Origin of the sequence: Agromyces cavernae (assembly GCF_021044935.1) — a bacterium.
Taxonomy (GTDB): Bacteria; Actinomycetota; Actinomycetes; order Actinomycetales; family Microbacteriaceae; genus Agromyces; species Agromyces cavernae.
On sequence record NZ_JAJNMP010000002.1, the window covers coordinates 474,506 to 497,843 of the forward strand.

A 23,338-nucleotide genomic window follows, 5' to 3' on the forward strand; every position below is an offset into this window, starting at 1 on the left:
GTCACACCGCCAGGAAAGCTGAGAGGTTTGCGATGGGGTCGCCCGTGACGAGCGCCTCGCCGACGAGCACCACGTCGGCGCCCGACGCGCGATAGTGTGCGACGTCGGCCGGCGTGAGCACTGCGGACTCCGCGACGCGGACGGCGCCGTCGGGGAACCGGTCGGCGAGTCGCCCGAAGAGGTCGCGGTCGAGCTCGAAGGTCGACAGGTCGCGCGCATTGACGCCGATGAGCTGCGCGCCGAGTGCGGCCGCACGCTCGAGTTCGTCGGCGGAGTGCGTCTCGATGAGCGGGGTCATGCCGAGCGCGACGACGAGGTCGTACAGTTCGCGCAGGGTCTGATCATCGAGCGCCGCGACGATGAGCAGCACGAGGTCGGCGCCCGCCGCGCGTGCCTCGAAGACCTGGTAGGGCGTCGCGATGAAGTCCTTGCGCAGCACCGGCAGCGCCACCGCGGCACGAACGGCCTCGAGGTCGGCGAGCGATCCACCGAACTTGCGGCCCTCGGTGAGTACGCTGACCGCACTCGCGCCGCCGAGTTCATAGCTGCGGGCGAGCGCCGCCGGGTCGGCGATCTGCGCGAGTGCGCCGCGTGACGGGCTCGAGCGCTTGATCTCGGCGATGATCTTGACGTGCGTCGCCGGCCGCAGGGCAGTGAGCGCGTCGAGTGCGGGCGAGCGGTCGAGCGCCGCGGCCTCGACCTCGGCGAGCGGTCTCGTCTCGCGGCGCACGAGTGCGTCGGCGACGGAGTTCGCCGTCAGGTCGGCGAGCACTCAGTGAGCCTTCTCGGCGACCTTCGAGCCGCCGACGCCGTAGCCGGCACGCGCCAGCACCCAACCCACGAGGGCACCGACGAGGAGGAGCCCGGCCGACGCCCACACGAGCCACTGCGTGTCGAAGAAGAACGCGATCGTACCGATCGTGAAGGCCACGAGCATGATCGTGACGGCGGTCCATGCCGCGGGCGAGTGTCCGTGGCCGGGATCTGCGGTCTCAATGCTCATGATGCTCCTTCGTGCGCGGGGGTTTCGCCCGCAAGTCTAGCGGTTCGGTCGGGTCGGCCCGGTGCCATCGGCCGGCCCGGCACCATCGCCCGGCCGGGCACCATCGCCTGATTCGGTGTCATGGCCCGATTCGATGTTGTCGGTCGGGTCGTCGCCGCGGCTGAGCTCGTCCCAGTCGTCGATGGCGCGGTCGGAGGCCGGCAGGGCGGGCTCGCCCGGCCTGTGCTCCTCGAGGCGCGCGCCGCGGTAGCGGCGCGACGACGCCGGCCAGCGCGTTCCGGTCGCGAGCACGAGCACGCCGGCGAGGATCAGGACCGCCCCCGCGATGACCGCAGCCGCCGGCCAGAAGGTGGGCGTGACGCCCGCCACGAGCGCCGCGGTCGGCTCGGAACCGGCCACCCCGGTGGCATCCGTCACTGCAGGCGAGACCGCCGTCACCGGATCGCCGATCGCGACAACGGCGGCGAGCACGATCGAGCCGCCGAGCAGCACCTCGAGGACGCCGAGGATGATGCGGATGCCCGGTCCTGCGATCGCGAGGGCGGCCACGAGGGCGAGCCCGGCGAGTCCGAGGGCCGCGAGCGCCGGTGACGCGATGCTGCCGAGGACCGCGATGGCGTCGCCGGATGCCGCGCCGCCGGCACTGCTCACGAGCACGAGGTCGTACCAGGTCTGGCTCCATGAGAGCAGCGCGAGCCCCGCCCCGACGACTGTGGCGAGGATCGCGGGCAGCTTCATGCGATCGGCGCTCACGACGGGATCCGTCGCATCGCGTTCGCGACGGCGACCGCACGCAGCGGCGCAGCGGCCTTGTTGCGGGACTCCTCGAACTCGGAGTCGGCGTCGGAGTCGGCGACGAGCCCGGCCCCGGCCTGTACGTGGGCGACGCCGTCGGCGATCGTCGCCGTGCGGATCGCGATCGCGAGGTCGGCGTCGCCGCCGAAGCCGAAGTAGCCGACGACTCCCCCGTAGAGCCCGCGCTGCGCCGGCTCGAGGTCGTCGATGATCTCGAGCGCGCGCGGCTTCGGCGCTCCGGAGAGCGTGCCGGCCGGGAACGTCGCACGGAACACCTCGACTGCGTTCGTGCCGGGTGCGAGGTCGCCCTCGACCGACGAGACGAGGTGCATGATGTGGCTGAACCGCTCGACGCGCATGAACTCCGTCACCTCGACCGATCCCGCGGCGCAGACCTTGGCGAGGTCGTTGCGGGCGAGGTCGACGAGCATCAGGTGCTCGGCCTGTTCCTTGGGGTCGGCGATGAGCTCGGCCTCGAGATCGGCGTCCTCTTCAGGCGTCGCACCGCGCGGCTTCGACCCCGCGATCGGATGCGTGAACACGCGCCCGCCCTGCACCTTGACGAGCGCTTCGGGCGAGGAGCCCACGATCCAGTACGGCTCCCCCGCGACATCCTCGAGGTGCACGAAGTACATGTACGGGCTCGGGTTGAGGCTGCGCAGCACGCGATACACGTCGAGCGGGTTCGCCGTGACCTCGTGCTCGAACCGCTGGGAGATGACCACTTGGAACACGTCGCCGTCGTGGATGTGCAGCTTCGAGCGGTCGACGGCCCCGAGGAAGTCGTCGCGTTCGGTGCGGTGCCGTGGATCGGCGGCGCGCGACAGGTCGATGTCGGCGAGCCACGCCTCGGCCGGCTTCGCAAGGCCCTGCTGCATGCGATCGAGCCGGGCCTGCGCGCCCTGCCAGAGGACGTCGGCCGGCGCTCCGGCGTCGTTGAGCACCGATGCGATGAGCTGCACGGTACCCGTGCGGTGGTCGATGACGACGAGTTCGGCGACGAACGAGAACGCCTGGCCGGGGATCCTCGACTCGGCGGGCGGCCGGTTCGGCAGGTGCTCGATCTGCCGGACCGCCTCCCAGCCGATGAATCCCACGAGCCCGCCCGTGAGCGGCGGCGCACCCGGAACGTCTTCGGTGCGCCAGCGCTCGAACATCGCCTCGAGGGCCCTCAGCGGGGGCAGACCGGCCGCGTCACCCAGTGCCCGCTCCGCGTCGAGGCCGTAGTCGAGCCACTCGACCCGCTCGTCGGCCTCGGTGATGACGCCGTATGACGAGACGCCCACGAACGAGTACCGCGACCAGATGCCGCCCTGTTCGGCCGACTCGAGCAGGAACGTTCCCGGGCGCCCGTCGGCGAGCTTGCGGTAGATGCCCACGGGCGTCTCGCCGTCGGCGAACAGCTCGCGCACGACGGGCACGACGCGGCGCCCCGTGAGCAGTCGGGTGAATTCGTCGAACGTGGTCGTGGCAACGGCCAACGGTCTCTCCTCGTCGTCAGTCGGCGGGCGGGAAGCCCTGCACGACGTCGATCGGATCGCCGTCGAAGCAGGTGCGGGTACCGGTGTGGCAGGCGACGCCGATCTGCTCGACGCGTACGAGGAGCGTATCGGCGTCGCAGTCGAGTGCGGCCGATCGCACGTACTGCGCGTGCCCCGACGTGTCGCCCTTGCGCCAGTACTCCTGCCGTGAGCGGGACCAGAAGGTCACGCGCCCCTCGGTGAGCGTGCGGCGAAGGGCCTCTCGGTCCATCCATCCGAGCATGAGCATCTCGCCGGTGTCCCACTGCTGGATGACCGCCGGCAGCAGTCCCTGGTCGTTGAACACGGCTCGCTCGACGGCCTCGGCTGCGGGCGAGGCTGCGGAGTTCGTCATCGCACGATCCTCCCATCGGCCGCCAGGGCGGCCTTCACCTCGCCGATGGTGATCTCGCCGTTGTGGAACACGGATGCCGCGAGCACGGCATCGGCGCCCGCAGCCACCGCCGGGGCGAAGTGCGCGACCGCGCCGGCACCGCCGGAGGCGATCACGGGCACCCGCGAGAGTTCGTGCATGAGCGAGGTGAGCTCGAGATCGAAGCCCGCCTTGGTGCCGTCGGCGTCGATCGAGTTCACGAGCAGCTCGCCCGCGCCGAGTTCGATGGCGCGCCGCGCCCACTCGAGGGCGTCGAGATCGGTCTCGGTGCGTCCGCCGTGCGTGGTCACGACGAAGCCCGATGTCGTGCGACCCGACCGCTTCACGTCGAGCGAGAGCACGAGCACCTGCGCGCCGAACCGGTCGGCGATCTCCGCGATGAGCGGCGGGCGGGCGATCGCGGCGCTGTTGACGCCGATCTTGTCGGCGCCGTGACCGAGCAGGCGCGCGACGTCTTCGGCGGAGCGGACGCCGCCGCCCACGGTGAGCGGGATGAAGACCTGCTCGGCGACGCGCTGCACCATGTCGTAGGTGGTCGAGCGGTCGTCGACGGTCGCCGTGACATCGAGGAACGTGAGTTCGTCGGCACCCTGATCGGAGTAGCGCGCGGCGAGCTCGACGGGGTCGCCCGCGTCACGCAGGTTCTGGAAGTTCACGCCCTTGACGACGCGACCTGCGGCGACGTCGAGGCACGGGATCACACGGACGGCGAGTGACATGGCGTGCTCACAACCGCGCCGCGTGGATGGCGCTCACGAGGATCGCGCGGGCGCCCAGCGAGTACAGCTCGTCCATGACGTGGTTCATGTCGACGCGCGGGATCATGACCCGCACCGCCACCCACGCCGGATCCTGCAGCGGCGAGACCGTCGGGGATTCGAAGCCGGGCGCCGCAGCGGTCGCGCGCTCGAGGTGCTCGACCGGGATGTCGTAGTCGAGCAGCACGTACTGGCGGGCCACGAGCACGCCCTGCAGGCGTCGTACGAGCGTCGCGGTGCCGGGCTTGTCGATGCCCGAGCCGATGAGCACGCCCTCGGATTCGAGGATCACCGGTCCGAAGATCTCGAGGCCCGCCTTGCGGAGAGTGGACCCGGTCGAGACGACGTCGGCGACCGCGTCGGCAACGCCGAGGCGCACCGCCGACTCGACGGCGCCGTCGAGCTTCACGAGCTTGGACGGGGTCACCCCGTGGCCGGCGAGGAAGTCGCCGACGAGGCCCGGGTAGCTCGTCGCCACCCGAACGCCCTCGAGGTCGGCGAGTTCCGAGAACGCTCCGGCGGGGCCGGCGAAGCGGAACGTCGAGTCGCCGAAGCCGAGCGGTGCGATCTCGGCGGCGTCGGAGCCGGAATCGAGGAGGAGGTCGCGGCCCGTGATGCCGACGTCGAGCGCGCCCGACCCGACGTACGTGGCGATGTCGCGCGGGCGCAGGTAGAAGAACTCGACGCCGTTCCTGGGGTCGGCGGTGTGCAGGTCGCGCGGGTCACGGCGACCGGTGTACCCGGCCTCCCAGAGCATCTGCGCGGCGGTCTCGGCGAGCGAGCCCTTGTTGGGCACGGCGATTCGGAGTGTGGGCTGATTCGGCATTTCGCGGCCTTCGTGTCGACTGGTCTGATCGGTCATGGACGTGATCAGAGATGTCGGTACACGTCGGCGGGTGCGAGGCCCTTCGCGAGCATGAGCACCTGCAGGTGGTAGAGCAGCTGCGAGATCTCTTCGGCGGTCTCGTCGTCGCCCTGGTATTCGGCGGCCATCCACACCTCGGCCGCCTCTTCGACGATCTTCTTGCCGATGGCGTGCACTCCCGCGTCGAGCTCGCGCACGGTGCCGGAACCCTCGGGACGGGTGCGGGCCTTGTCGCTCAGCTCGACGAAGAGCTCGTCGAATGTCTTCACCCGTCTAGGCTACCGGTGCGAATGCGGGTGCGCCGCCGCGGCGTCGCGGAGCTCGGCGATGCGCTGTGCCGGGTCGTCGCCGTTGTAGACCGCGGATCCTGCCACGAAGGTGTTCGCACCGGCTTCGGCGGCGATGCCGATCGTCTCGGCGGTGATGCCGCCGTCGACCTGCAGCCACACGTCGAGCCCGGCATCCTGCACGGCGTCGGCGATGCGAGCGAGCTTGGACATCGTCTCGGGGATGAACGACTGGCCACCGAAGCCCGGCTCCACCGTCATCACGAGCACCTGGTCGAACTCGGGCAGGAGATCGAGGTAGGGCGTCGCATCGGTGCCCGGCTTGAGCGCGATGCCCGCCCGCGCCCCGATCTGGCGCAGCCGCCGTGCGAGGGCGACCGGCTCGCCCGCGGCTTCGGCGTGGAAGGTCACGGAGTGCGCGCCCGCCTCTGCGTAGCCCGGGCCCCACCGGTCGGGGTCTTCGATCATGAGGTGCACGTCGAGTGGGATGGGGCTCACCTGTGCCAGCCGCTGCACCATCGGCAGCCCGAACGTCAGGTTGGGCACGAAGTGGTTGTCCATGATGTCGACGTGCACGAGGTCAGCAGTCGAGATGCGCCCGAGCTCGCGCTCGAGGTTGGCGAAATCGGCAGCGAGGATGCTCGGGTTGATCCGCGTCGTCATGTCGTCAGCCTACCGATCGTGATCTGGCGCGGTGTCACGCGGTGCGTTCGAGCAGGGCGATGAACATCGCGTCGGTGCCGTGCCGGTGCGGCCAGAGCTGCACCGTCTCGGGCGCCCCGCCGAGGTCGAGCGGATGCCGCGACACGGCGCCGACTACGGCGTGCGTGTCGAGCTGCGCGACCGTTCCCGCGTGCCGCTCGAGCGCTGCGTTCAGGGCGCCGAAGGTCTCGGCCGTGTGCGGCGAGCACGTCACGTACGCGAGGACTCCGCCGGGCTTGAGCGATCGCAACGCGGCGTCGATCAGCTCGCCCTGCAGTCTCGTCAGCTCGGCGACATCGGCCGGCTGCTTGCGCCAGCGCGCCTCGGGTCGCCGGCGCAGTGCGCCGAGGCCCGTGCAGGGCGCATCGAGGAGGATGCGGTCGAACCCGCCCTCGGCACCGAGTGCCGCGGCGTCGATCTCACGACCGTCGAGTTCATGCACCGCGACGGGGAGCGGCACGCCGGCGATCGCCGTGCGCACGAGCTCCGCGCGAGCGGGGACGACCTCGTTGGCGGCGACCACCGCGCCGCCCGCGAGCGCCTCGGCCGCGAGGATCGCGGTCTTGCCGCCGGGGCCGGCGCACAGGTCGAGCCACCGCTCCCCCGGCACGATCGGGCGCGCCCGGGTCAGCGCGAGCGCCGCGAGCTGCGACCCTTCGTCCTGCACGCGCACGCGGCCCTGCGACTGCTCGACGAGCGCGAGCGGATGACCCGCCGTGAAGCCGAGGGGCGAGTACTCGTTCGGCGTGCCGAGGTCGTCGGGGCCCGGGATATCCGTTCCCGGAAGCGAGACGAGGTTCACGCGCGGTGCGGCGTTGTCGGCGGCGAGCAGCGCTTCGAGTTCGTCGTCGCGCTGCTCGTGGGCGAGGGCGGCGCGCAGGGCGCGGACGATCCACTTCGGATGCGACGACACGGCCGCGAGCTTCGCGTCGGCGCCGCCCGGGGTCTCGCGCACGACGTGCTCGCGCCACTCGTCGGGCGACGTGCGCGAGATGGTGCGGAGCACCGCATTCACGAAGCCGGTCGCCCCGGGGGCGATGCGCTTGGCGAGCACGACCGACTCGTTGACCGCCGCGTGCGTCGGCACGCGCGTGGCGAGCAGCTGGTGTGCACCGAGCCTCAGGATGTCGAGCACGGGCGGGTCGATGCGATCGGTCGGGCGCCCCGCCGCGAGCGCGATGACGGCATCGTAGAAGCCCTGCATGCGCAGGGTGCCGTAGCCGAGCTCGGTTGCGAGCGCGGCGTCTTCGGGGCTGAGGCGCGACCGTTCGATACGGTTCGGCATGAGCAGGTTCGCGTACGCCTCGTCGGTGCGCACCGCCTCGAGCACCTCGTAGGCGACGATGCGCGCGGGTGAGACACGCACCGGTTTCGGCTCGCGCGAGCCGTCGCGACGGGGTGGGCGCCGCCGGCCTGTGCGCCCGTCGCCCGCTCGCCCGCTGCCGGCGCTCCCGCCGCCGCCCTCGTGTCGGTCGTTCATCGTGCCACCACCTCGTCGACGCCGAGCCCTCGCCACCAGTCCGCGGCCCCCATCGCGGTGCGTCCGGCGGGCTGCACCCGCAGCAGCTCGACCGCGCCGTCGGCGGTGCCGACGAGGAGGTGCTTGCCTTCCGCGCGGACGACGCCCGCGTCGAGGTTCGCGCGACCGTCGAACGGTCGGGCCCCGAGCACCTTGAGTCGCGCGCCGCCGACCTCGGTGAAGGCGCCGGGCTCAGGAGTGACTCCGCGGAACCTCGCGTCGACCGACGCGGTCGGCTGCGACCAGTCGAGGCGGGCGTCGTCGATCGTGAGCTTCGGGGCGAACGTGGGATCACCGGCCTGCGGGGTCGCGATCGCCGTGCCCGATGCGATCGCGTCGACGACGCCGGCAGTGAGCTCGGCCCCCGTCGTCGCGAGCGCATCGAGCAACTCGCCGGCGGTTTCGCCGGCCGCGACCGCGCGCTGCACGGTGGCGAAGACATCGCCCGCATCGAGCTCGGCGACCAGCTGGAAGACGGATGCCCCGGTGGCCGCGTCGCCCGCGATGAGCGCGCGCTGTACGGGTGCGGCACCGCGCCACGCCGGCAGCAGCGAGAAGTGCAGGTTGATCCAGCCGTGGCCGGGCAGCGACAGCAGCGGCTCGCGTACGAGCCCGCCGTAGGCCACGATGACGCCGAGGTCGGGTTCGAGGGCGGCGATCGCCGCGGTCGCCCGATCGTCGAGGCGCGCCGCGTCGATGACCGGGAGGCCGAGCCGCTCGGCGGCCTGCGCCACCGGCGACGGCGTCAGCACCCGCTTGCGCCCGAGCGGCGCGGGCGGTCGAGTCACGACGCCGACGACCTCGTGTTGCCCGGCGACGAGGCGCTCGAGGGTCGGGACAGCGGGGGCCGGAGTTCCGGCGAAGACGAGACGCAAGCGGGGCACACTCCATTCTGGCGGATCGGCCGCACAGCCGACGTGCCCGCGCCTACGACACCTCGGCGTCGTCGAATCGCACACGCAATGTCGGCGCCTTCCGCACGGGCTGCCCCGCGACCGGACGGCGGCGCTCGGTCGCGACCCGGATCTGCTCGGCCTTGAGGATCTCAGCCGCGCGCGTCGCGGCGCCGTAGTCGACGCGTACGATCGCGCGCTCGAGCCCGCCGTCTTCGGGTATCGGCCCGAGCACGTCGACGGCGTTTCCGAGCTCGCCGAGGGCGGAGAGTGCATGCTCGAGGTGCTCACGCCTGGCGCGCACGGTCGCGACCCGCACGGCGGGCGGGAACCGGAGCTCCCGACGCGCGGCGAGCTCGGCGGAGGCCCACCGGTCGTGCCGCCACGTCGCGAGGGCCGTGCCGATGGCGCCGCCGACCCCCACGAGGAACACGGGCGCCCCGGGCGCCGCGAGTGCAGCGGCGTTCGACCACCACCGCAGGCAGTCCTCGGCCACACGCAGCGACTCGCGCACCAGCATCCGTTCACCGTCGAGGAGGAGCACGGCACGGTAGCCGCCCTCGGCGATGGGCTCGGCGCCGCGCGTCGCGACCACGAGCTGCGGCGTCGCGTCGACGGCGAGCACCGGGCGCTCGCCGTCGGAGCGCACGATGCGAACGGCGGGGAACGCCCGACCGAGGTCTTCGGCGGTGCGCGCGGAGCCCACGGTCGCACCGCGAAGGCGCGTGCCGTCGCAGTTCGCGCAGCGCCAGTCGGCGGCGCTGCGGCCGCAGAGCCGGCAGTGCGGCGCACCCGCTGCGGTCGGTGATGCCAGCGCTCCCCCGCACGTCGTGCAGGAGGCGGGCTCACGACACGTCTCGCACACGAGCGACGGTGCATACCCGGGCTGCGAGACCTGCACGAGCACCGGTCCGGCGCGCAGTGCCTCGGCTGCGGCTGTCCACGCCGTCGACGGGATGCGTGCTGCTCGAGCGCGTTCGTCGGCAGCCGCCTGGTTCTCGGTGAGGACGATGTGCGGGCGAACGGCGCGGGCACGCGCCACCACACGCACCCAGCCGATCTCGACGAGCCGTTGCACGTCGACACTGCGGGTGTGCCCCAGGAACAGCAGGGCGGCACCCGACTGCTCCTGCCGAACGAGCGCCGCGTCGCGGGCGTGCACGCCCGGTGCGAGCGGCTCGGCCTGCAGCGCATCGCCGTCGTCCCAGACACCGATGAGCCCCAGTCGGTGCGCAGGCGCGTAGACCGCCGACCGGTTGCCGACGATCACGCGCGCGACCGGCTCGCCCGCACGCAGGAATCCGCGGTAGCGCTCGGCTCCGGGCTGGCGTGCATCGGTGCGGATGACCCGACTCGGGTCGACCCGATCGGCGAGGGCGGCCTCGACCTGCTCCTGATCACGGTAGTCGGGAACCACGAGGATCGCACTGCGATCGTCGGCCAACGTGCGCACGGCCGCGTCGGCGAGGGTCACCGCCCACGCGCCGACCCAGGCTCCGCTGTCGAGGCGCACCGGTTGCGGGATCGCGGCGAGGGTCATCCGCTCGCCGTCGCGGATGCCCTGCTCGACGGCGCCTTCGTCGTACCCGGTGATCGGCGGCGGGTCGACGGGCAGCGGCGCGGGCTGCGCCGTATCGGCGATCCATGCCTTCTCGGCGCGTACGTACCGGCCCGGGATCGCGAGTCGTAGGATGTCGCTCGCCGTGCCCGCGGCGCGGTCGGCGAGGCGGCGAGCGAGCCGCCACACGTCGTCACCGAGCATCGGCACCTCGGAGACGACGTCGTCGAGTTCGGCGAGCCGGCCGCCGTAGTCGCTCGATTCGGCAAGCGCGACGATCCACCCCTGCGCGATGCGACCGCCCGTGCGCAGTGGGACACGGACCCGCTGCCCGGCCCGCACGACCGCCGAAAGGCGCTCGGGGACCGCGTAGTCGAACAGCTGGTCGAGCTGCGGCAACGGCGAGTCGACGAGCACCCTCGCGACGGGGCCGCCGCTCACGTCAGAGCCCGGCGGCGGCGCGCAGGTCGTCGACGCGGTCGAGCCGCTCCCACGTGAAGTCGGGCAGCTCGCGCCCGAAGTGGCCGTAGCTCGCGGTCTGCGCGTAGATGGGGCGCAGCAGGTCGAGGTCGCGGATGATCGCCGCCGGGCGCAGGTCGAACACCTCGCGGATCGCGGCGATGATCTGCTCGTCGGGCAGCGCGCCGGTGCCGAACGTCTCGACGTAGAGGCCGACGGGCGACGCCGCGCCGATCGCGTACGCGACCTGCAACTCGAGGCGGTCGGCGAGGCCCGCCGCCACGGCGTTCTTCGCGACCCAGCGCATGGCGTACGCCGCGGAGCGGTCGACCTTCGACGGGTCTTTTCCACTGAAGGCGCCGCCGCCGTGCCGGCTCGCGCCGCCGTAGGTGTCGATGATGATCTTGCGCCCGGTGAGGCCGGCGTCGCCCTGGGGCCCGCCGATCTCGAAGCGGCCCGTGGGGTTGATGAGCACCTTGAGGTCGGGCCGCGCCAGCTCGACGGTGTCGAGCACCGGCCCGATCACGAGCTCTTCGACCTCGGCGCGAAGCTGCTCGGTCGAGACCGATGGCGAGTGCTGCGTCGACAGCACGACCGTGTCGATCGTCTGCGGCCGCTGGCCGTCGTAGCCGACCGTGACCTGGGTCTTGCCGTCGGGCCGGAGGTAGTCGAGTTCGCCCTGCTTGCGCACCGCGGCGAGCCGCTCGGCCATGCGATGGGCGACCCAGATCGGCACCGGCATGAGCTCAGGCGTCTCGCGAGTTGCGAATCCGAACATGATGCCCTGGTCGCCCGCGCCCTGCTGGTCGAGCAGGTCGTCGCTCGCACGCTCGCGCGACTCGAATGCACGATCGACCCCCTGCGCGATGTCGGGCGATTGACCGCCGATCGACACGGAGACGCCGCACGAACGCCCGTCGAACCAGACATCGGACGAGTCGTACCCGATCGAGGTGATGCGCTCGCGCACGATTGCGGGGATCTCGACGTACCCCGACGTCGTCACCTCGCCGGCGACGTGCACCAGACCGGTCGTCACGAGGGTCTCGACCGCGACCCTGCTGCGCGGGTCGACCGCGAGCAGCGCGTCGAGGATCGCGTCGGACACCTGGTCGCAGATCTTGTCGGGGTGCCCCTCGGTCACGGACTCGGAGGTGAAGAGGCGGAGTGCGCTCATGTGCGGTCGGATTCCTTCGGAGTTGCTGCGGGTGCCGCGCGGTGGGCACGAGGTGGTGCGGGCGTCAGTTCAGCTTCGAGACAACCACGTCGAGGATGCCATCGGCCACCGACACCTTGCTTCCGTGAAGCCGTGTGACGATCTCGCCGTCGTCGCCGATGACGACCGCCGAGTTCTCGTCGGTCGCGAACCCCTCGGTCCAGCCGACTCGGTTCACGACGAGCAGGTCGGCGCCCTTCGCCTCGCGCTTGGCACGCCCGAGTTCGAGGATGCGCTCGTCATCGGGTTCCGTCTCGGCGGCGAAGCCGACGAGCAGGGTGCCGTCGTGCGGAGCACGACCGAGCCCGGCGAGGATGTCGGGGTTGCGCACGAGTTCGAGCGTGAGTCCGTCGTCGGACTGGTCCTTCTTGATCTTCGCCTCGCTGACCGCGGCAGGGCGGTAGTCGGCGACTGCCGCCGCCATGACGACGACGTCGGCGTCGCGCGACGCCTCGGTCACGGCGGCCTGCAACTCGAGTGCCGTCGAGACGCGGCGGATGTCGCACCCCGCCGGTTCGGCGACCTCGAGGTTCGCCGCCACCAGGGTGACGTGGGCGCCGCGGGCCCGCGCGGCCTCGGCGATCGCGATGCCCTGCTTGCCGCTCGAGCGGTTGCCGAGGAACCGCACCGGGTCGAGCGGTTCGCGGGTGCCGCCGGCGGAGACCACCACGCGACGACCGGCGAGGTCGCCGCGTTCGGTCGACGAGTCGAGCCGAGCGGATGCCGCGACCGCGAGCGCGGCGTCGACGATCGCCTCGGGCTCCTCCATGCGGCCGGGGCCGCTGTCGGCGCCCGTGAGCTGGCCCACCGCGGGACCGACGACGACGACGCCACGGGCCTGGAGCGTGGCGATGTTCGCCTGCGTGGCCGGGTGGCGCCACATCTCGGTGTGCATCGCGGGCGCGATGACGAGGGGCGCCTCGCTCGCGAGCACGGTGTTGCCGAGCAGGTCGTCGGCGAGCCCGGTCGCGAGCTTCGCGATCGTGTTCGCCGTCGCCGGTGCGATCACGATGAGGTCGGCCGACTGGCCGATCGCCACGTGGCGCACCTCGGCGACCCCCTCGTAGAGGTCGACGTGCACGGGGTTGCGTGAGATCGCCTCGAGCGTGGGAAGCCCCACGAAACGCAGCGCGCCCTCGGTGGGTACGACGTGCACGTCGTGGCCGGCGAGGACGAGCGCCCGCACGACGCCGACGGCCTTGTACGCGGCGATGCCGCCGGTGATGCCGACGACGATGTTGAGGGTCACGCGGCCCTCTGGCTCACTCGGCCAGCGGGCGGAGCCGGAGCTTGTCCTCGTTGATCTCGTGCATCGCCACCGACAGCGGCTTGTCGTCGATCGAGGAGTCGACGAGGGGCCCGACGTTGTCGAACAGGCTGCCCTCGTGGAGGTCGGCGTAGTAGTCGTTGATCTGACGCGCGCGCTTCGACGCGAAGATGACCAGCTGGTACTTCGAGTCGACCTTCGACAGCAGGTCGTCGATGGGCGGGTCGATGATGCCGGACTGCTTCTCAGCCATGGATGGGCTCCTTGATCGGGGTGCGGCTCGTGGCTCGCGAAATCGTCGTGGCGAGGGCTTCTCGGCGCAGCTTCACTACCGCCGGCCCTTGCGGGGTCTCATCAAGTCTACGACCTTCTGCGCCGCGTCGCCGACGTCGTGGTTCACGACCTGGTGGTCGAACTCGTCGACGGCCGCCAATTCGACCTTCGCGGTCTCGAGCCGACGCTGCTGTTCCAAGGGGCTCTCGGTGCCGCGGCCGACGAGTCGTCGCACGAGTTCGTCCCACGTCGGCGGCAGCAGGAAGACGAGCGTCGCTTCGGGCATGGCGCGGCGAACCGAGCGCGCGCCCTGGATGTCGATCTCGAGCAGCACGCTGTTGCCGGCCGCGATCGCCTCTTCGACGGCCTTGCGCGGGGTGCCGTAGCGCGACGCGTTGTGCACGGTGGCCCATTCGAGCAGCTCGCCCGCCTCGACCATGCGGTCGAACTCCGCGTCGTCGACGAAGAAGTAGCTCTCTCCCTCGACTTCCCCGGGTCGCGGGGCGCGGGTCGTCGCCGAGACCGACAGTCGCACGTCGGGGTGGTGGCGTCGGATGTACGACGCGACGGTGCCCTTGCCGACCGCGGTCGGGCCCGCGAGCACGACGAGCCGGTCGCCCGTGCCGCCGTGCGCGGCGACCCAGTCGGCGACGAACTCGCGCAGGCGTCGACGCTGGAGGCGTCCGAGACCGCCGAGCCGCTTCGACGTCGAGATCTCGAGGTCGGTCATGATGCGGGCGGACTTCGTCGCGCCGATCGCGGGGATCGAGGTCAGGAACTCGGTGACGCGCAGCCGACCCTCGACGCCTTCGGGCTGCTCGTACGCCTCGCGCAGCACGTCGAGCGGACTGCGAAGCCCGTCGGCGATCTGCGACTTGACCCCTGCGCGGGCGCGACGTGCCGCGACCGCGGCGCGGGATGCCGCGACCCGGTCGACCTCGGGGGGCGTGCGCATCGTGGCCGCACCCGACCGGGTGCTCGGATCACTCGTGTGCTCAGGCAATTGCCGCTCCGTACTCGTCGACTCGACGGCTGATCGCATCGACCAGCCCGTCGGGACCCGCCTCGAGGATCGAGCGGGATTCGTTCGCGATGACACCGCCGGCGAACGCGCCGAACCGGGCGCGGAGCTCTCGGGGCTGGGCGCCCTGATGCCCGAAGCCCGGTGCCAGCACCGGCAGTCCGGGACGAGGGACGTCACCGTCGATGTCGATGCCGGCGAGCCCGAGATCGGTCGTCGCGCCGAACACGACGCCGATCGAGCCGAGCGCGCGTGTCGCGGCATCCGGTCGTCCGTGATTCCACCCGATGACACCCTGCGTGATGGCGTCGGCGACCGTGCTGCCCGCGCGCGACGATTGCGCCAGCACCGCGCGCTGGATCGCCGCGGCCTCGGGGTTCGAGGTGGCCGCGAGCACGAACAGCCCCTTGCCCGCCGCGTCGGCGGTCGCCATGACCTGTTCGATCGACCCGAGGCCCTGATAGGCGCTGATCGTCATGGCATCGGCCTCGAGCGGCGAACCGGGGCGCAGCCACGCCTCGCCGTATGCCTCGACCGTCGAGCCGATGTCACCGCGCTTGACGTCGGCGATCACCAGGAGCCCGGCGTCGCGCGCCTCGCGCAGCACGCGCTCGAGCGCCGCGTACCCCGCGGCCCCGTGTCGTTCGAAGAACGCGATCTGCGGCTTCACGATGCCGATGCGGTCGGCGGCGGCCTCGACCGTGCGCAGGCCGAGCTCGCGGGCTCCATCTGCGGAATCGGGCTGACCCCAGCGGGCGAGCAGCGCCGCGTGCGGGTCGATGCCGACGCAGAGGTGCCCGTAGGCGGCGAACACGGCATCGAGCCGATCGCCGAACGAGATCAGCTCTGCATTCATGCCGGCACCGCCCTGCGCGCGGCGTACTCCTGCAGGCTGGTCACCTCGAACCCGTCGTCGACCACATCGAGCGATGCCACCGCCGCCGAGAGCTCGGCGATCGTCGTGAACAGGGGGATGTCGGCGGCGACTGCCGCGGCACGGATCTCGTACCCGTCGGCCCGCGCCGACCGGCCGCTCGGGGTGTTGACGACGACATCGACCTCGCCCCGGTGGATGAGCTCGACGATCGACGCCGCGTCGTCGGTGGGCTTGTCGCTGAACTTCAGCACCTCGCGCGCCTTGATGCCGTGACGGCGCAGCACCTCGGCGGTGCCGGCGGTGGCGGTGAGCTCGTAGCCGAGTTGCTGCAGCCGCAGCACCGGAAGCACGATGGAGCGCTTGTCACGGTCGGAGACCGAGACGAACACGGTGCCCGCCTTCGGCATGCCGCCGTATGCGGCGAGCTGGCTCTTCGCGAACGCGCGCGGGAAGTCGCGGTCGATGCCCATGACCTCGCCCGTCGAGCGCATCTCGGGACCGAGCACCGAGTCGACCATGATGCCCTCGCGGGTGCGGAAGCGGTGGAACGGCAGCACGGCCTCCTTCACGGCGACCGGGGCATCGAGGGGGATGCGCGAGCCGTCGGACGCGGGCAGCATGCCCTCGTCCACGAGCTCGCGAATCGTCGCACCGACCATGATGCGGCTCGCCGCCTTGGCGAGCGGGATGCCGAGCGCCTTCGACACGAACGGCACCGTGCGGCTCGCGCGCGGGTTCGCCTCGAGCACGTAGAGCACGCCCGCGCCGATCGCGAACTGCACGTTGAGCAGGCCCCGCACACCGATGCCCTCGGCGATCGCGCGCGTCGCCTCGCGAACCCGGTCGACCTCGGCGTGACCGAGGGTGACCGGCGGGAGGGTGCAGCTCGAGTCGCCCGAGTGGATGCCCGCCTCCTCGATGTGCTCCATGACGCCGCCGATGTAGAGCTCGGTGCCGTCGTACAGCGCGTCGACGTCGATCTCGATGGCGTCATCGAGGAACCGGTCGACGAGCAGCGGGTGGCTCGGTCCGACGATGCCCTGCCCCTCGATGCGCGCGAAGTAGTCGGCGAGCGAGGGTGAGTCGTAGACGATCTCCATGCCGCGGCCGCCGAGCACGTAGCTCGGGCGCACGAGCACGGGGTATCCGATGCCCTCGGCGACATGCACCGCGCCGGCGAGGTCGATCGCGGTGCCGTTGCGCGGCGCGAGCAGCCCGGCGCCCTCGAGGATGCCGGCGAAGAGGCCCCGCTCCTCGGCCAGGTCGATCGCGTCGGGAGTGGTGCCGAGGATCGGCACGCCTGCCGCCTCGAGGCCCTTCGCGAGACCGAGCGCGGTCTGCCCGCCGAGCTGCACGACGACGCCGACGAGCTCGCCCGACTGCGACTCCGCGTGGATGACCTCGAGCACGTCCTCGAGCGTGAGCGGCTCGAAGTAGAGCCGGTCGCTCGTGTCGTAGTCGGTCGAGACGGTCTCGGGATTGCAGTTGATCATGATCGTCTCGAACCCGGCATCGGAGAGCGCGAACGATGCGTGCACGCACGAGTAGTCGAACTCGACGCCCTGCCCGATGCGGTTCGGCCCCGAGCCGAGGATGACGACCTTCTTTCGCGTCGACGGCTCGACCTCGGTCTCGGCGTCGTAGCTCGAGTAGTGGTACGGCGTGAGCGCCGGGAACTCCCCCGCGCACGTGTCGACCGTCTTGTACACCGGACGGATGCCGAGGATGTGCCGCACCTCACGTGCGTCGGCCTCGCTGCCGAAGCCGCGCAGCTGTGCGATCTGCGCGTCGGAGAAGCCGTGATCCTTGGCGAGCAGCAGCAGGTCGGTGTCGAGCGCCTCGGCCGAGGCCACCGTCTGCGCGACCTCGTTGATGAGCACGATCTGGTCGAGGAACCAGGGGTCGATCTTCGTCGCCTCGAACGCCTGCTCGATCGTGGCGCCCTTGCGCAGCGCCTGCTGCACGAACACGATGCGCCCGTCGGTGGGCACCTTCGCGAGTTCGAGCAGCTCGTCGATGCCGCGCTCCTCGTCGCCCCAGTGGAACGACGAGCCGCGCTTCTCGAGCGAACGCAGCGCCTTCTGCAGCGCCGTCGCGAAGTTGCGGCCGATCGCCATCGCCTCGCCGACCGACTTCATGGTCGTGGTGAGGGTGGGGTCGGCCGCCGGGAACTTCTCGAACGCGAACCGCGGCACCTTGACGACGACGTAGTCGAGCGTCGGCTCGAAGCTCGCGGGCGTCACACGCGTGATGTCGTTCGGGATCTCGTCGAGCCGGTAGCCGATGGCGAGCTTCGCCGCGATCTTCGCGATCGGGAAGCCCGTCGCCTTCGAGGCGAGCGCCGACGAGCGCGAGACACGCGGGTTCATCTCGATGACGATGATGCGGCCGTCGACCGGGTCCACGGCGAACTGGATGTTGCAGCCGCCGGTGTCGACGCCGACCGCGCGGATGATGTCGATGCCGATGTCGCGCAGCTTCTGGTACTCGCGGTCGGTGAGCGTGAGCGCGGGGGCGACCGTGATCGAGTCGCCCGTGTGCACGCCGACGGGGTCGACGTTCTCGATCGAGCACACGACGACCGTGTTGTCGTGCGTGTCGCGCATGAGCTCGAGCTCGTACTCCTTCCAACCGAGGATCGACTCCTCGAGGAGCACCTCGGTGGTGGGCGAGTCGTGCAGGCCCTGCGTGACGATGCGCACGAGCTCGTCTTCGGTGTACGCGAAGCCCGAGCCGAGTCCGCCCATCGTGAATGACGGGCGCACCACGAGCGGGTAGCCGAGGTCTTCGGCGAAGGCCTTCGCCTGGTCGAGCGTCTTGGCCACGTGCGAACGGGCGACGTCGGCGCCGGCCTCGAGCACTAGGTCCTTGAAGAGCTGGCGGTCTTCGCCCTTGCGGATCGCGTCGACCTTCGCGCCGATGAGCTCGACGCCGTGCTTCTCGAGGATGCCCGCGTCATGCAGGGCGATCGCCGCATTGAGCGCCGTCTGGCCGCCGAGGGTGGGAAGGACCGCGTCGGGCCGCTCCTTGACGATGATCGACTCGATGATCTCGGGAGTGATCGGCTCGACGTACGTCGCGTCGGCGAAGTCGGGGTCGGTCATGATGGTGGCCGGGTTCGGGTTCACGAGGATGACGCGCACGCCCTCGGCCCGGAGCACGCGGCACGCCTGGGTGCCCGAGTAGTCGAACTCGGCGGCTTGTCCGATGACGATCGGACCGGATCCGATGACGAGGACGCTGTTGATGTCGTCGCGCTTGGGCATCAGGCTTTGGACTCCTTGCTCGCGATGACCATGTCGCGGAACCGGTCGAAGAGATAGTTCGCGTCGTGCGGGCCGGCCGCCGATTCGGGGTGGTACTGCACGCTGAACGCGGGGATGTCGAGGCAGTTGAGGCCCTCGACGACGTTGTCGTTGAGGTCGACGTGGCTCACCTCGACGCGCCCGAAGCCCTCGCTCGACTCGCTCACCCGGTCGATGGGCGCGTCGACGGCGAAGCCGTGGTTGTGGGCGGTGATCTCGACGCGGCCGGTGGCCCGGTCGAGCACGGGCTGGTTGATGCCCCGGTGTCCGAACGTGAGCTTGTATGTGCCGAATCCGAGGGCACGGCCGAGCAGCTGGTTGCCGAAGCAGATGCCGAAGTACGGCACCCCCTGTCGCAGCACGGTGCGCAACAGGTCGACATGGCGATCGGATGCCCCGGGGTCGCCGGGTCCGTTCGAGAAGAACAGCGCGTCGGGGTCGAGCGCGAGCACCTCATCGGCGGTGACGGTCTGCGGGAGCACGTGCACGTCGAAGCCGCGCTCGGCGAGGTAGTTCAGCGTCGAGGTCTTGACCCCGAGGTCGAGCACGGCGACCGATCCGACACGGTCGCCGGTGGCGTCGACCGTGTAGCGCTCGGCGGTCGAGACGTCGCCCGAGAGGTTGCGACCGGTCATCTGCGCGCCCGACTGCACGAGGGCGAGCTGCTCGCCGGTGCTGAGGGCGGCGTCGTCGCCCGAGAAGATGCCGGCGCGCATGGCGCCCGCCGAACGCAGGTGCCGGGTCACGGCACGCGTGTCGATGCCCGAGATGCCGACGACGCCCGACGCGACGAGGTCGTCGTCGAGGCTGCGCTGCGCCCGGAAGTTCGACACGACCCGGGAGGGGTCGCGCACGATGAACCCGGCGACCCAGATGCGCGCCGACTCCTCGTCTTCGTCGTTCATTCCGGTGTTGCCGATGTGCGGGGCGGTCATGAGCACGATCTGACCGGCGTACGACGGGTCGGTCAGCGTCTCCTGGTAGCCGGTCATGCCGGTGGCGAAGACGGCTTCGCCCAGGGTGCGGCCGCGGGCGCCGTAGGCGCGCCCCTCATAGCGCGTGCCGTCCTCGAGGACGAGCACGGCGGGCTCTGGCGTGCGGCCGATCGTGGGCACGGCGGGCTCGGTCGTGTCGACGGGCGCTGACGCGGTGCCGATCGTCGGCACAGCGGGCTCAGTCGTGCCGTCGGGCGCCGACGCGGTTGTGGGGGTCTCAGCCATCCGAGGCCTCGCTCTCGTGTTCCGGCCGCGGCACGGCGGGTGCCGCGGCGATGTCGTTGACGGCCCGGATGATCTCGGCCGCGTCGCCCGGATAGCGGGCGCGAAGGTAGCTGTCGACTCGGCGAGCCGGCTCGGTGTCGTCGGCTGCGCGCGGCGTCCAGGTGAGTGCGACGAGTCCGTCGGGTTCGACGCCGCGGTCGATCGCAAAGCTCGCGGTCGACGCACCGAGGAGCCGATCGGCCGGGATGAAGGTCGTCGACTCGCCTGCGACGCGGAGGATCACTCCCCCGGCGACGACCTCGAGGTGGGCGGCGCCGCGGAACGCGAGTCCCTGCACCGCGAGGCGCTCGAGCGGGTCGCCGACCGGAGTGGTCGCGACGTACAGCGCCTCGGCCTCGAGGGTGGGCGCGCCGATCGACTCGGGCAGCGGATACGACGACAGCGTCTCGTCGCGCACCGTGCGGCGCCGCCACGATCGGTACATGAGCCACGCGATGACGGCGACGATGCCGACGGCGACGATTCCGCCGATCCACTTATCCATCGAACGCCTCCCGCGCGAGCACGGCGACCTCGCCGGCGTCGCGCACCGCGCCGTCCGCGAAGGTCGTGTAGCCGCCGTGGAAGGTCGCCACGACCCGCCCGGGCAGACTCCGTCCGAGATAGGGCGAGTTGACGCTGCGACCGGCGAGCCGGTCGAGATCGAACACGGATGCCGCGGACGGGTCGTAGAGCGTCAACTCGGGCGCCGCTCCCACGGCGATCGCCTCGCCGTGGCCACGGAGCCGCCCGATGCGTGCCGGCGCCTGCGACATCACGCGCGCGACATCCGCCCAGCTCAGGAGACCGGTCTCGACGACGGCAGCGTGCACGACCGACAGGGCCGACTCGAGGCCGACCATGCCGTTCGCCGCAGCGTCCCACTCGCTCTGCTTCGCCTCGACCGGGTGGGGCGCGTGGTCGGTGGCGACGATGTCGATCGTGCCGTCGGCGAGCGCGGCGCGCAGCGCGAGGGTGTCTTCTGTGCGGCGCAGCGGCGGGTTGACCTTGAACCGCGGGTCGTAGTCCTTCACGAGGTCCTCGGTGAGCAGAAGATGGTGGGGGGTGACCTCGGCGGTCACGTCGATGCCGCGGGCCTTCGCCCAGCGGATGACCTCGACCGAGCCCGCGGTCGAGACGTGACAGACGTGCAGGCGACTGCCGACGTGCTCGGCGAGCAGGACGTCGCGCGCGATGATCGACTCCTCGGCGACGGCCGGCCAGCCCGTGAGGCCGAGCTCGCCCGAGAGTGCGCCCTCGTTCATCTGGGCGCCCTCGGTGAGCCGCGGCTCCTGCGCGTGCTGCGCGATGACGCCATCGAACGCCTTGACGTACTCGAGCGCGCGCCGCATGAGGAGCGGGTCGGAGACGCAGAAGCCGTCGTCGCTGAACACGCGCACGTTCGCCCGCGATCGTGCCATGGCGCCGAGCTCCGCGAGCTCGGCTCCCTTGAGGCCGACCGTGACCGCGCCGATCGGCTGCACCGTGGCGTAGCCCGCGGCCCGGCCGAGGGTCGCCTCCTGCTCGACGACACCCGCGGTGTCGGCGACCGGGAACGTGTTCGCCATCGCGAAGACGGCGGTGAACCCGCCGGCCGCGGCCGCCTGGGTGCCGGTGAGCACGGTCTCGCTCTGCTCGTAGCCCGGCTCACGAAGGTGCGTGTGCAGGTCGACGAGGCCGGGGAGCGCGATGAGCCCGTCGGCATCGAACACCGTCGCGCCGGCCGCATCGGCGATGCTGCCGACCTCGCCGATGACGCCGCCGTCGAGCAGGATGTCGGCGCGCTCGCCCGTCGGCAGCGTCGCACCCGTGATGAGGTGGCGCTCGCGCATCAGGCTTCACCCCGCTCGCTCGACAACAGCAGATAGAGGGCGGCCATTCTCACTGATACTCCGTTCGCGACCTGCTCACGCACCGTCGATCGAGGCGAATCGGCTGCTCGTGCCGAGATTTCGAGCCCGCGGTTCATCGGACCTGGGTGCATGACCATCGTAGTGCCGGGCAGCCGGTCGAACCGGGCGTCATCGAGGCCCCACGTCCTCGCGTACTCGCGGCTGTTGGGGAAGAACGCGGCGTGCATGCGCTCGGCCTGGATGCGGAGCATCATCACGACGTCGGGCGCCCCTGCGAGCGCGGCGTCGAGGTCGTAGCCGATCGTCGCCGGCCACGCGGCGGTGTCGACGGGCACGAGCGTCGGCGGTGCGACGAGTTCGACCTCGGCCCCGAGGGTCGCGAGCAGCCACACGTTCGAGCGGGCGACGCGCGAGTGCAGGATGTCGCCGACGATCACGACGCGAGCGCCGTCGAGTCCGCGGCCGCGCGACGCCCCGCCGTGCAGCCGGCGACGCATCGTGAACGCGTCGAGCAGCGCCTGCGTCGGATGCTCGTGCGTGCCGTCGCCCGCGTTGATCACTCCCGCGTCGATCCACCCGCTCGTGGCGAGCGTGTGCGGGGCGCCGGAGGCGTGGTGGCGGATCACGACCCCGTCGGCGCCCATCGCCTGCAGGGTCTGCGCGGTGTCCTTCAGGCTCTCGCCCTTCGACACGCTCGAGCCCTTGGCGCTGAAGTTGATGACGTCGGCCGAGAGTCGCTTCGCCGCCGCCTCGAACGAGATGCGGGTGCGCGTGGAGTCCTCGAAGAACAGGTTGACCACGGTCTTGCCGCGCAGGGTGGGCAGCTTCTTCACCTCGCGCTCCTGCACGGCCGCCATGTCCTCGGCGATGTCGAGCAGGTTGATCGCCTCGTCGCGCGCGAGGTCGCGGGTCCCGAGCAGGTGCATCACTCGTCGCCCCCGTCGATCGTCACGGCGTCGTCGCCGTCGATCTCGACGAGTCGCACGTTGATGCGCTCGCGCGTCGAACTCGGCAGGTTCTTGCCGACGAAGTCGGCGCGGATGGGGAACTCGCGGTGGCCGCGATCGACGAGCACCGCGAGGCGCACCGCGCGTGCCCGGCCGAGGTCGGCGAGTGCATCGAACGCCGCGCGGATGGTGCGGCCCGAGTAGAGCACGTCGTCGACGAGCACGACGGTCTTGCCGTCGATGCCGCCGGCCGGCACCTCGGTGGGCGCCGGGGTGCGGGTGCGCGTGCGGCCGAGGTCGTCGCGGTACATGGTGACGTCGAGCGCACCGGCCGGCGCGGCCGGCGCATCGGGTTCGATGCGGGCGATGATCTCGGCGATACGGCGCGCGAGGGCGACGCCGCGCGTGGGGATGCCGAGGAGGACCAGATCGGAGCTTCCGCGATTGGACTCGAGGATCTCGTGCGAGATGCGGGTGAGCGCCCGCTGGATGTCAGCCTGACTGAGCACGGCACGTGCCATCAACCGACTCCCTTCTCCGCCTCACCGGACGGCCTTAAAGGTTGTC

The 23,338-nt window shown here is 71.4% G+C and carries 23 protein-coding genes; all 23 read right to left on the reverse strand.

Annotated elements, in window-relative coordinates:
• Nucleotide 1: 1 nt before the first annotated feature.
• Nucleotides 2-772, reverse strand: coding sequence for an indole-3-glycerol phosphate synthase TrpC (gene trpC, locus LQ757_RS08285; RefSeq protein ID WP_231046748.1), 771 nt, complete (start codon nucleotides 770-772; stop codon nucleotides 2-4).
• Nucleotides 773-1,003, reverse strand: a complete 231-nt coding sequence (locus LQ757_RS08290; protein ID WP_231046749.1) for a DUF6704 family protein — start codon at nucleotides 1,001-1,003, stop codon at nucleotides 773-775. It abuts the gene before it with no gap.
• Between the two features lie 36 nt (nucleotides 1,004-1,039).
• Entirely contained in the window at nucleotides 1,040-1,756 is a 717-nt protein-coding gene (locus LQ757_RS08295) for a Trp biosynthesis-associated membrane protein (protein WP_231046750.1), read from the reverse strand.
• On the reverse strand, nucleotides 1,753-3,279 hold the full coding sequence (locus LQ757_RS08300; protein ID WP_231046751.1) for an anthranilate synthase component I: 1,527 nt from the start codon (nucleotides 3,277-3,279) through the stop codon (nucleotides 1,753-1,755). The genes LQ757_RS08295 and LQ757_RS08300 overlap by 4 nt, the downstream gene beginning before the upstream one ends.
• A 16-nt stretch (nucleotides 3,280-3,295) precedes the next feature.
• Nucleotides 3,296-3,673 carry a phosphoribosyl-AMP cyclohydrolase gene (gene hisI, locus LQ757_RS08305; RefSeq protein WP_231046752.1) on the reverse strand — a complete coding sequence of 126 codons (378 nt, stop codon included), beginning with the start codon at nucleotides 3,671-3,673 and terminating at the stop codon, nucleotides 3,296-3,298.
• Nucleotides 3,670-4,431, reverse strand: coding sequence for an imidazole glycerol phosphate synthase subunit HisF (gene hisF, locus LQ757_RS08310; RefSeq protein ID WP_231046753.1), 762 nt, complete (start codon nucleotides 4,429-4,431; stop codon nucleotides 3,670-3,672). The genes hisI and hisF overlap by 4 nt, the downstream gene beginning before the upstream one ends.
• A 7-nt stretch (nucleotides 4,432-4,438) precedes the next feature.
• On the reverse strand, nucleotides 4,439-5,296 hold the full coding sequence (gene hisG / locus LQ757_RS08315) for an ATP phosphoribosyltransferase (protein ID WP_231047324.1): 858 nt from the start codon (nucleotides 5,294-5,296) through the stop codon (nucleotides 4,439-4,441).
• A gap of 44 nt (nucleotides 5,297-5,340) precedes the next feature.
• Complete coding sequence (locus LQ757_RS08320; RefSeq protein WP_231046754.1) at nucleotides 5,341-5,604, reverse strand: phosphoribosyl-ATP diphosphatase; 264 nt, start codon at nucleotides 5,602-5,604, stop codon at nucleotides 5,341-5,343.
• Between the two features lie 9 nt (nucleotides 5,605-5,613).
• Nucleotides 5,614-6,285 carry a ribulose-phosphate 3-epimerase gene (rpe, locus tag LQ757_RS08325; protein WP_231046755.1) on the reverse strand — a complete coding sequence of 224 codons (672 nt, stop codon included), beginning with the start codon at nucleotides 6,283-6,285 and terminating at the stop codon, nucleotides 5,614-5,616.
• 34 nt (nucleotides 6,286-6,319) lie between these two features.
• Nucleotides 6,320-7,804 carry an RsmB/NOP family class I SAM-dependent RNA methyltransferase gene (locus tag LQ757_RS08330; protein ID WP_231046756.1) on the reverse strand — a complete coding sequence of 495 codons (1,485 nt, stop codon included), beginning with the start codon at nucleotides 7,802-7,804 and terminating at the stop codon, nucleotides 6,320-6,322.
• Nucleotides 7,801-8,718: a methionyl-tRNA formyltransferase gene (fmt, locus tag LQ757_RS08335; protein WP_231047325.1), complete on the reverse strand. Its 918-nt coding sequence runs from the start codon at nucleotides 8,716-8,718 to the stop codon at nucleotides 7,801-7,803. Before fmt ends, LQ757_RS08330 begins: the two co-directional genes overlap by 4 nt.
• Before the next feature lie 52 nt (nucleotides 8,719-8,770).
• Nucleotides 8,771-10,735, reverse strand: a complete 1,965-nt coding sequence (locus LQ757_RS08340; protein WP_231046757.1) for a primosomal protein N' family DNA-binding protein — start codon at nucleotides 10,733-10,735, stop codon at nucleotides 8,771-8,773.
• A gap of 1 nt (nucleotide 10,736) precedes the next feature.
• On the reverse strand, nucleotides 10,737-11,930 hold the full coding sequence (gene metK / locus LQ757_RS08345; protein WP_231046758.1) for a methionine adenosyltransferase: 1,194 nt from the start codon (nucleotides 11,928-11,930) through the stop codon (nucleotides 10,737-10,739).
• Nucleotides 11,931-11,994: 64 nt separating this feature from the next.
• Nucleotides 11,995-13,218: a bifunctional phosphopantothenoylcysteine decarboxylase/phosphopantothenate--cysteine ligase CoaBC gene (gene coaBC / locus LQ757_RS08350; protein ID WP_231046759.1), complete on the reverse strand. Its 1,224-nt coding sequence runs from the start codon at nucleotides 13,216-13,218 to the stop codon at nucleotides 11,995-11,997.
• Between the two features lie 13 nt (nucleotides 13,219-13,231).
• Complete coding sequence (gene rpoZ / locus LQ757_RS08355) at nucleotides 13,232-13,489, reverse strand: DNA-directed RNA polymerase subunit omega (protein ID WP_231046760.1); 258 nt, start codon at nucleotides 13,487-13,489, stop codon at nucleotides 13,232-13,234.
• A gap of 75 nt (nucleotides 13,490-13,564) precedes the next feature.
• Nucleotides 13,565-14,464 (reverse strand): guanylate kinase, encoded by a 900-nt coding sequence (gene gmk / locus LQ757_RS08360; protein WP_231047326.1) that lies wholly within the window; start codon nucleotides 14,462-14,464, stop codon nucleotides 13,565-13,567.
• 40 nt (nucleotides 14,465-14,504) lie between these two features.
• On the reverse strand, nucleotides 14,505-15,386 hold the full coding sequence (gene pyrF / locus LQ757_RS08365; RefSeq protein WP_231046761.1) for an orotidine-5'-phosphate decarboxylase: 882 nt from the start codon (nucleotides 15,384-15,386) through the stop codon (nucleotides 14,505-14,507).
• Nucleotides 15,383-18,673, reverse strand: a complete 3,291-nt coding sequence (carB, locus tag LQ757_RS08370; RefSeq protein WP_231046762.1) for a carbamoyl-phosphate synthase large subunit — start codon at nucleotides 18,671-18,673, stop codon at nucleotides 15,383-15,385. The genes pyrF and carB overlap by 4 nt, the downstream gene beginning before the upstream one ends.
• Complete coding sequence (gene carA, locus LQ757_RS08375) at nucleotides 18,673-19,794, reverse strand: glutamine-hydrolyzing carbamoyl-phosphate synthase small subunit (RefSeq protein WP_308195617.1); 1,122 nt, start codon at nucleotides 19,792-19,794, stop codon at nucleotides 18,673-18,675. Before carA ends, carB begins: the two co-directional genes overlap by 1 nt.
• A gap of 130 nt (nucleotides 19,795-19,924) precedes the next feature.
• Nucleotides 19,925-20,476 (reverse strand): PH-like domain-containing protein, encoded by a 552-nt coding sequence (locus LQ757_RS08380; protein ID WP_231046764.1) that lies wholly within the window; start codon nucleotides 20,474-20,476, stop codon nucleotides 19,925-19,927.
• A complete protein-coding gene (locus LQ757_RS08385; protein WP_231046765.1) occupies nucleotides 20,469-21,803 on the reverse strand; it encodes a dihydroorotase in 1,335 nt (444 codons plus the stop codon). Before LQ757_RS08385 ends, LQ757_RS08380 begins: the two co-directional genes overlap by 8 nt.
• Nucleotides 21,803-22,753 (reverse strand): aspartate carbamoyltransferase catalytic subunit, encoded by a 951-nt coding sequence (locus LQ757_RS08390; protein WP_231046766.1) that lies wholly within the window; start codon nucleotides 22,751-22,753, stop codon nucleotides 21,803-21,805. The genes LQ757_RS08385 and LQ757_RS08390 overlap by 1 nt, the downstream gene beginning before the upstream one ends.
• Nucleotides 22,750-23,295 carry a bifunctional pyr operon transcriptional regulator/uracil phosphoribosyltransferase PyrR gene (gene pyrR, locus LQ757_RS08395; protein ID WP_231046767.1) on the reverse strand — a complete coding sequence of 182 codons (546 nt, stop codon included), beginning with the start codon at nucleotides 23,293-23,295 and terminating at the stop codon, nucleotides 22,750-22,752. Before pyrR ends, LQ757_RS08390 begins: the two co-directional genes overlap by 4 nt.
• Nucleotides 23,296-23,338 lie beyond the last annotated feature (43 nt).